The sequence below is a fragment of the Algoriphagus yeomjeoni genome (assembly GCF_003259505.1).
GTDB classification, from domain to species: domain Bacteria; phylum Bacteroidota; class Bacteroidia; order Cytophagales; family Cyclobacteriaceae; genus Algoriphagus; species Algoriphagus yeomjeoni.
The window spans coordinates 125,071-133,641 of record NZ_QLLK01000013.1; the positions used below are offsets into that span (position 1 = coordinate 125,071).

At 35.3% G+C, this 8,571-nt stretch carries 5 protein-coding genes; 4 read left to right on the plus strand and 1 reads right to left on the minus strand.

Annotated elements, in window-relative coordinates:
- Positions 1 to 520 precede the first annotated feature (520 nt).
- Genes LV83_RS18425 through LV83_RS18440 form a run of 4 tightly spaced genes read left to right on the plus strand, consistent with a single transcriptional unit; the run spans position 521 to position 8,005 of the window.
- A complete protein-coding gene (locus LV83_RS18425; RefSeq protein WP_111613037.1) occupies positions 521 to 6,553 on the plus strand; it encodes a PAS domain S-box protein in 6,033 nt (2,010 codons plus the stop codon).
- A complete protein-coding gene (locus LV83_RS18430; RefSeq protein ID WP_111613038.1) occupies positions 6,550 to 6,975 on the plus strand; it encodes a response regulator in 426 nt (141 codons plus the stop codon). Before LV83_RS18425 ends, LV83_RS18430 begins: the two co-directional genes overlap by 4 nt.
- A gap of 3 nt (positions 6,976 to 6,978) precedes the next feature.
- Positions 6,979 to 7,629, plus strand: a complete 651-nt coding sequence (locus tag LV83_RS18435) for a response regulator (protein ID WP_111613039.1) — start codon at positions 6,979 to 6,981, stop codon at positions 7,627 to 7,629.
- On the plus strand, positions 7,622 to 8,005 hold the full coding sequence (locus LV83_RS18440; protein WP_111613040.1) for a response regulator: 384 nt from the start codon (positions 7,622 to 7,624) through the stop codon (positions 8,003 to 8,005). Before LV83_RS18435 ends, LV83_RS18440 begins: the two co-directional genes overlap by 8 nt.
- 336 nt (positions 8,006 to 8,341) lie before the next feature.
- Here LV83_RS18440 and LV83_RS21550 read toward each other — a convergent pair.
- Positions 8,342 to 8,571: GIY-YIG nuclease family protein (locus LV83_RS21550; protein ID WP_111613041.1), on the minus strand; the 230-nt coding region annotated here is incomplete at its 5' end.

Sequence of the window (8,571 nt, forward strand, 5' to 3'; positions counted from 1 at the left end):
AATCCACTTTGGAAGGATAAAACTCACTTTCAAAAGCTGGTAAAAAGTGCATACCATTTTCCAGTTCATATTATTTCTTGTTTTAAAAATAGATTCTAATTCGCTGACTGAAAATATGCAAGTTCTATTTCTTGCAATAATCAGCATAGAATGAGGTTTTTAATCTTTTTCGTGAAATTAGGCCTATTTGTATATCATGCTTTTTTTGATGTTTTTCTATTAAATTCTAGGAAGCCCATGATGATAGATTAGGTATTTTGAAGAAGTTTTCCTCTTTTAGTCCAAAGGAATTACGAATCAAAATTCAATCTTTCACTATTTTCTTAGCTTGAAAAACTATTTCAAAACCAGATGATGTACAGTTAATAGAAAGCTTTCTGTTTGTATTTCTGGAATTGAAGTCATTAAAGCAATAAAACTCAGGAATTGGAATTGAAAACGAAGAAAATCTATATTTTAGAAATATGTTTGAATAGATTCAAGGTGGGTTTCTCCAATACAATTACGATACTTTTACAAAATGGATCACAATCATTTACTTGAACTCTTCTTTCAGCAATCCAATGATCTAATTTGGATGATAAATCCAGATTATGAGTTGATTTATGCCAACCAAGCATTTTTTGATCAGGTGAAAGAAGTTACCGGTTCGGAGCAAAAACTCAATGAATCCATCTTTATACCAGGCTTAGATGAAGAAACCATTCAGAAATGGAAGACTTATTATAAAAGGGCGATTAATGGAGAAAACTTTGAAGTTGAAGAGCATTTTTTCAATCCTGAACTAGAAAAAATCGAATATACCCATATAACCTTTAAGCCAATCACCGGCGAAAATAGTGAAATTGTTTCCGTCGCTTGCCAATCTAAAGACATTAAACGCTTAGTAAAAAAGCGATTGGAAGCCGAACAAATGTTGAATTCTTCTTTGGATGTTTTCTGTACTTTCAATGAGCAAGGGCAGTTTATTTATGTTAATGAAGCAGCAACAAGGCACTGGGGCTACACACCTGAGGAATTACTAGGTACAAACTATAGATCGTTGGTAATTGAGGAAGATGTAGATGTTACAGATTCTGTGGATGCGAGCATAAAGAGCGGAGAAGAAATAAAGTCATTCTCTAATAGGTATAGAAAAAAAGACGGCGGGATTGCATATAATATCTGGTCATCCAGATGGGATGAGGGTACAAAACTCTTTTACTCCGTAGCAAGGGACGGCAAAGAGAAACTGGAACAAGAGAAAAAGTTACTTAAAAGTGAACAACGTTTCAAAGCACTAGTTACTGGGGCATTTGACTTGGTGGCAGTGCTAGATACTGAAGGACGTTATTTGTTCATGAGCCCTTCAATTACTGCTATTGCTGGTATTCCTCCTGAAGAATTTATTGGTAAAAATGCATTTGACTTTGTTCATCCCGATGACCTTAAACAAACTCAATCCGAACTGAGAAAATCAATAAAAGAGGATAGAGTAATAATGAAACCCTATCGCGCTAAAAACCATAAAAATGAATGGAGATGGGTAGAATCAGTTTTAATAAATATGCTAGACAACTCAGCAATTAATGGCATTGTTATTAATTCAAGAGATGTAACAGATAAAATTGAACAGAAGGAGAAATTTGAGCAAAGTCAAAGAAGGTTCAAGTCCTTAGTTGATAATAGCATGGATTGCACCATCATTATCTCCGCAGAAGGTAAGACTACCTATGTGTCGGGTTCGGTAAAAAATATACTAGGCTATACTCCAACCGAAGCAATGGAGGTTGATTTTAGAGAATTGATTCATCCTGAAGATTTAGCAGGAGCAGAAAATGCATTGGCACTTTCTCTAGAACACCCTGGAGTCCCTATGAAGGGACATGTTTCCCGCATAAGGCATAAAAACGGTTCTTGGCGCTGGGTAGAACCGGTCATAACAAATTTGCTTCATGACACAGCGGTAGGAGGGATTGTTGATAATTTTAGAGACATCACGAAAGAAGTAAACAATCGAAAGAGGCTCGAAGAAAGTGAAGCTTTTAACCGTGTTCTTATAGAAAGCAGTCCTGATTGCTTAAAATTAATGGACACAGAAGGCCGACTTCAGTATATGAATTACAACGGGCTTTGCCAGATGGAAATAGATGATTTTTCAGCTTATAAGGACAAAAATTGGATGTCACTCTGGGGAAGTGAAAACCAAACACTTGTAAAATCCTCGATAGAAAAAGCTTTGGCGGGTGAAAGAGCACAGTTTACGGCCTACAGTCCTACTGTAAAAGGCACGCCTAAATGGTGGGATGTGATCGTGTCACCGGTATACAAAGACAGCGAACAGGTACAACAAATAATTTCTGTTTCAAGAGATGTGACCAAGCTGAAAGAGGAAGAGCATAAACTTAAATTATTTGAAAAGGTCATCTATAATACTTCAGAGTCTATTTTAATTACTGAAGCGGAGCCTTTAGAAGAACCGGGTCCCAAAATAATCTTTGTAAATGACGCTTTTTGTAGAAATACGGGGTATACGGAAAAAGAGGTGTTGGGAAAAAACCCAAGATTTCTTCAAGGTCCTAATTCCGATAAGAAGAAATTAAAACTACTTGGTGAAAAGCTAAAGCAGGGTGAAGCTGCAGAAATTACCGTAGTTAACTACACAAAAGATGGAAATGAATTTTGGGTAAATTTCGGCGTAAGTCCATTAGTGGATCAAACTGGAAAGATTACCCACTTTATTTCGGTCCAAAGAGATGTCACCGAACAAAGAAACAAGGAACTTGAAAAGGATTTTTTAACAGAAGTAAGTCTGAATTTTAACCCGGAGAATGACTACTTAAAGTCAACCCATAAGCTCTGCAAGACGATTAGCACATTTGGAAAGTTCGATTGGGTAGAATTATGGACCCTGAATCTTGAGAAAAGTCACATGAGATTGATTAATCACTATGTGTCGGCTAAAGAGGATGAAACTTTCTATTCTGTTGGATCAGAAACTACGGCATTTCAAAGGTCAGAAAGCTTGGTAGGTAAAGTATGGTCTGATCAATCGCAAATTCTGTGGAATGACATAGATCATCAGGACGACTTTTTAAGAAGAAAAGCTGCACGGAAAATCGGGTTAGTATCTGTCATGGGGATTCCATTAATATCCAATAATGAAGTGATAGGTGTGCTAACTGTTGGGGTCAAGAAAATCTCCAAGCACTTAACAAGCTATACTCGTGTCTTCGAGCGCTTAGAGGGCTATATAGGGGCAGAACTGAAGCGGAAAATGTTGGAAAATGACTTGACTCATTTGTTTGATGCCATTCCAGATATTGTAACTATTGGTGATTTTCAAGGAAGGTTTTTAACGATAAATAAAGCAGGTTGTGAGCTATTGGGGTATACTGAAGAAGAGATTCTCTATCAGACTTTTGAGAAATTTATCCATCCAGCCGATATAGAAATTGCCTTCAAGGAACTTGGTCGCTTAACATTGGGTCAAACCACCTTTAATTTTGAAGTACGGTTTATAACCAAATCTGGTGCAATCATTTGGTTAAGTTGGTTTTGTAACACCAATCTTGAGGAGGGGCTAATCTATACCACCGCCAAAAACATTACAGAAGAAAAGAAACTAAGAGAATTAAATCGAGAAGTTGGTTCACTTGCGAAAATAGGGAGCTGGGAGATGAATCTAGTTACCAAAAATCTCTTTTGGTCAAAGGAAATTCACGCGTTATATGGAACAGACCCTGATAGTTTTGTTCCATCAGTAGATGATGCTATTAATTTTTACAGGGAGGATTTTCGCCAATTAGCACTATCAAACTTTGAGGAATGTATTACTACTGGGAAGTCCTATGAAGTTGAAGCGATAATTGTCAATTCCGATAATAAAGAGCTGTGGGTGCGCACTACTGCAAAAGCTGAATTTGTTGATGGTTCATGTGTGAGGGTTTATGGTAGTTTTCAGGATATAAACGAGCGTAAGCAAGCTGAAATAGGGTTAAAGCAAAGTGAAGCCAAATTCAGAACCATTTTTGAGATTGCTACATTGGGAATTGCTCAAGTTGACCCATCCAATGGGCGTGTAATATTGGTTAATTCCTACTATGAAATCATAACAGGGTACTCTAGGGAAGAAATGCTACAAATGAACTTTTTAGAGCTTACCCATCCTGAGGACCGCGAAAAAGATTGGGAATTATTCAGTAAAGCCGCCCGGAGTGAAGAAGAATATAAGAATGAAAAGCGATACATAAAAAAAGACGGAAGTATTGTTTGGGTTAAAATTCACCTTGCATTCATAAGAGACGAGAAGGGTAAGCCCATTAGAACCGTTGCTATTTGTGAGGATATTACTGAGCAAAAACTTGCAGCAATACAATTAGATACTAGTTTAAAAGCTCTGGAAGATTATAAGTCTGCTTTGGATCAATCTTCCATAGTCGCCGTGACGGATAAAAAGGGGGTGATTACTTATGTAAACGAAAATTTCTGTACAATCTCAAAATATAAGCGTGAAGAGATCATAGGTCAAACTCATAGGCTTATTAATTCAAACTATCATTCTGCAGAATTCTTCAAAAACCTATGGAAAACGATCGCATCAGGTAATATCTGGCGTGGAGAAATAAAAAATAAAGCTAAAGATGGATCTTACTATTGGGTGGATACCACCATCGTACCGTTTTTGGATGCAAAAAACAAGCCTTTTCAATATTTAGCAATTCGCTTTGATATTACTTCCAGAAAAGAGGCCGAAGAATCTGCTTATTCTGCGTTGATTGAAAAAAACACCATTTTGGGGAGTATATCAGATAATTTTTATGCTTTAGATGAAGATTTTCGCTTCAGTTATATGAATGCCAGTAGTGAGGAACTATTACAAGTTGATTCCTTAGAAATTATAGGTGAGAATATTTTTGAAAAGTTTCCTGAATTATTGGGTACAGAATTGGAAGAAAATTTAAAGAAAGTAAAAGAAACTAAAGAATCTATAAGATTTGAGTATTACCATAAACTGTCAAATAAGTGGTTTCAGGAAAATATTTATCCAACTCCAAGTGGACTTTCTTTATACTTTCAGGATATAACTGAAAGAAAAGAAGCGGAAAAAGAACGAAATAGTCTACAGTTAACTCTGGAAAATAGCCTAAATGAGATTTATGTTTTTGATTCAGAAACGAAGAAATTTATTTATGTCAATAAAGGAGCACTGGATAATTTAGGTTATACAGAAGATGAAATAAAAGAATTAACACCTATCGATGTAAAGCCTGAGTACACAAAGGTCACTTTTGAGAAACTTGTTTTTCCATTAGTAAACAAAGAGAAAGAAAAAATAATATTTTTCACTTCGCACAGAAGAAAAGATGGAAGCCTTTACCCAGTAGAAGTTCATCTTCAACTCATAGCGGTTGAAGAAAGCCAAAGGTATTTAGCCGTAATAATGGATATTACCGAGCGCAGGAAGGCAGAAGAAGAGGATAGATTTAAGGCTAATTTATTGAGTATGGTTCAGCAGGGAACTATTGCAACCGACCTTGAAGGGAAAGTTACTTACTGGAATAAAGGGGCGGAAACCATGTATGGTTGGAAAACAGAAGAAGCAGTAGGAAAGAATATCATGGAGCTAACCACTCCGGATACGAATAGAGAACAAGCCCAGCAAATCATGGAAATGCTGAAAAAAGGGCAAACATGGACGGGAGAATTTGAAGTTCGGAAAAAGGATGGAACCCAGTTCCCAGTCTTGATTACCAATTCTCCTATTTACAATGAAAATAATGAACTACAAGGTATTATCGGTATCTCATCAGACATAACACAAGAGGTTAAAAACAAGGAGTTACTAAAGCAGTATACGAAAGAGCTGGAGCGCTCTAATGAAGAATTGGAGCAATTTGCTTTTGTAACTTCACATGATTTACAGGAGCCATTACGGATGATATCCAGTTTTATGGATCAGCTCAAAAGGAAGTATGAAAATGAACTGGATGAAAAAGCATTGCAATATATTTATTTTGCGAATGATGGTGCTAGGCGCATGAAAAACATCATTTTGGATCTGCTTGAATATTCTAGGGCTAGTAAGCCTACGGAAGATCTTGAAGAAGTAAATTTGAATGAAGTCATAGCTAGCTATAAACAATTGAGGAGAAAAGTGATTGAAGAAAGTTCAGCAGTTATACTAGCTGAAGATATGCCATCAATTTTTTCGTATAATGCTGTACTAGTTCAAATCTTCCATGGTCTGCTCGATAATGCCATTAAATACTCAAGAGAAGGCATTGCTCCTGTCATTGAAATTAAGGTCAAGGAAAATGAAAATGAATGGGAGTTTTCAGTTTCTGATAACGGCATTGGGATAGATGAGCAGTTTTTTGATAAAATTTTTATTATTTTCCAGAGATTACATAATCGAGATAAGCATGATGGAACAGGAATTGGACTTTCAGTAGTGAAAAGAAGTGTTGAGTTTTTAGGTGGACAAATATGGCTTAATTCGACAGTTGGCCAAGGCACAACTTTCTTTTTTACAATAGCTAAAAACAAGAATAAAAAATCTATAGAAATATGAAGTTGGCAAACATCCTTTTAGTTGAAGATAATGAAGGAGACATTCTCCTCACCCGGGAAGCTTTCGAAGAAAGTAAGATAAAAACAGTAATTAATGTAGCCAAGAATGGGCAAGAAGCACTTGATTATCTCTTTAAGAAAGGAGATTTTAAGGACGCTAAAAAACCGGATTTAATATTGTTGGATATTAATATCCCAATATTTAACGGGCATGAAGTACTGCAAACGGTAAAATCTGATCCAGTACTAAAAAAGATACCTATAATTATTTTGACCACTTCCTCTAATGAAAAGGATATTGCAAAAGCATACGAAAATCATACGAACAGTTATGTTAAAAAGCCTATTAATATGGATGATTTTTTGAAGGCAATTTTGAAAATAGAGGAATTTTGGTTGCAATTATGCACGCTATCTAACTAGGTTATGTTTAGACCAGAGAGAAACATAAATAATATTTCTATACTTGTAATAGAGGATAATCCGGGTGATTTTATTTTGATCGAAGACTATCTTTTAGATAGATTTAAAAATATTAAACTTTATCACTGCGAAGATGCTGCTTCTACGATAGCATTCCTTGCAGAAAATAATCATCAAATTGATTTAATATTTTTAGATCTCCATTTACCTGATCTAAGTGGATTGGAATTGATCGATAAAATATTAGGAGTTATTTTTATCACTCCTATAATTATATTAACTGGCTATGGTGATATAGCTCTTGCAAGAAAAAGCTTGGAATTAGGGATTTATGACTTCTTAATAAAGGATGAATTGGACCCGAACCTTTTGCAAAAGAGTATTGAATTTGCAATTAGTAGGAGTAGTCATGTCAGACAAATAGAAATCCAAAATCAAAAATTGAGGAATATTGCTTGGATGCAATCACATGGTGTCAGAGCTCCACTTTCAAGAATGCTTGGTATTATGAATTTAATTGAGAGTGAGACATTAGACAAGAATGAATTGTCTGAATGGCTAAAACACATGAGGACATCAGCAAATGAACTCGATGAAATTATAAAATCTATAGTAAAGGATACTCAAATACTAAATAAGAAAGATAATGAATAAGCATTTGATACTTATAGACGATGATCCTATTTACAGGTTTATTATTGAGAAAATGGCATATATAGTTTATCCTGCTATTAATATACATCACTGTGAAAATGGTTTAAAAGGGATTGAATGTATAAAATCTTTGGTTGATATAGAAAATGAAATTATTATATTATTGGATATTAATATGCCTGTTTTAGATGGATGGGGTATGCTAGAAGAATTAAAGAGTAATAATATTATTGATAAGAACGTGTCAGTTTTTTTGGTTTCTTCATCAACCGATGAAGAGGATATTATAAGATCAAAGTCTTATGACTTTATCAAGAATTTTTTCCATAAGCCATTGAGTATAGAAGTGATTCAATCCATTATTTTTCAGGATTAATAATTGAAGGAGTCTTCCTATTCTTCATTTGGTTAATGTAGAACATCTTAAGTATAGTGAGATAAGTATAAGAATTGGTTAAATAGTACAAAGTCAGATGATAAGATTTTTTTGTGTCCCAACCATTTCACACTTTGTTACCTCAGTTCGGAGTCGTCAACTTACTCTACTTTTAAGCGGAAATAGGTGTGAGGTTTTTATTATGTGAGAATTTGTCTGGAGACCCAAAGGTAAATTTTAGGTGAATAATACAACAAATGCCATCCGAATTAACGAATGGCTTGTGGGCCCACCTGGAGGCACCTACTGTCCCGATGAATCGGGAGAGTCAGTTGCTTATTTGGTTTGATCGAGCAATACTTCGCGAGCGCGAATGTTTTCTTTAAGTTCTTTAATATACTTTGAGCTTTTCATTTTTTTAATTGTCAATTCCATTCTGCGGGCATGAGCAAATGATTCAGCACCTAGTTGAAGAAATAGTTCCCAGTCAGAAGCTTTTGCAGTAAAACGATGGTTTCCATGTAAGTGTTGATTATGCTTAAGAATCCGGGATTCGAGAGTATCTT

Bases quoted from the DNA above. Each gene is read 5' to 3' on its own strand.
- LV83_RS18425 (WP_111613037.1), top strand. From the start codon at position 521: ATGGATCACAATCATTTACTTGAACTCTTCTTTCAGCAATCCAATGAT.
- LV83_RS18430 (WP_111613038.1), top strand. From the start codon at position 6,550: ATGAAGTTGGCAAACATCCTTTTAGTTGAAGATAATGAAGGAGACATT.
- LV83_RS18435 (WP_111613039.1), top strand. From the start codon at position 6,979: ATGTTTAGACCAGAGAGAAACATAAATAATATTTCTATACTTGTAATA.
- LV83_RS18440 (WP_111613040.1), top strand. From the start codon at position 7,622: ATGAATAAGCATTTGATACTTATAGACGATGATCCTATTTACAGGTTT.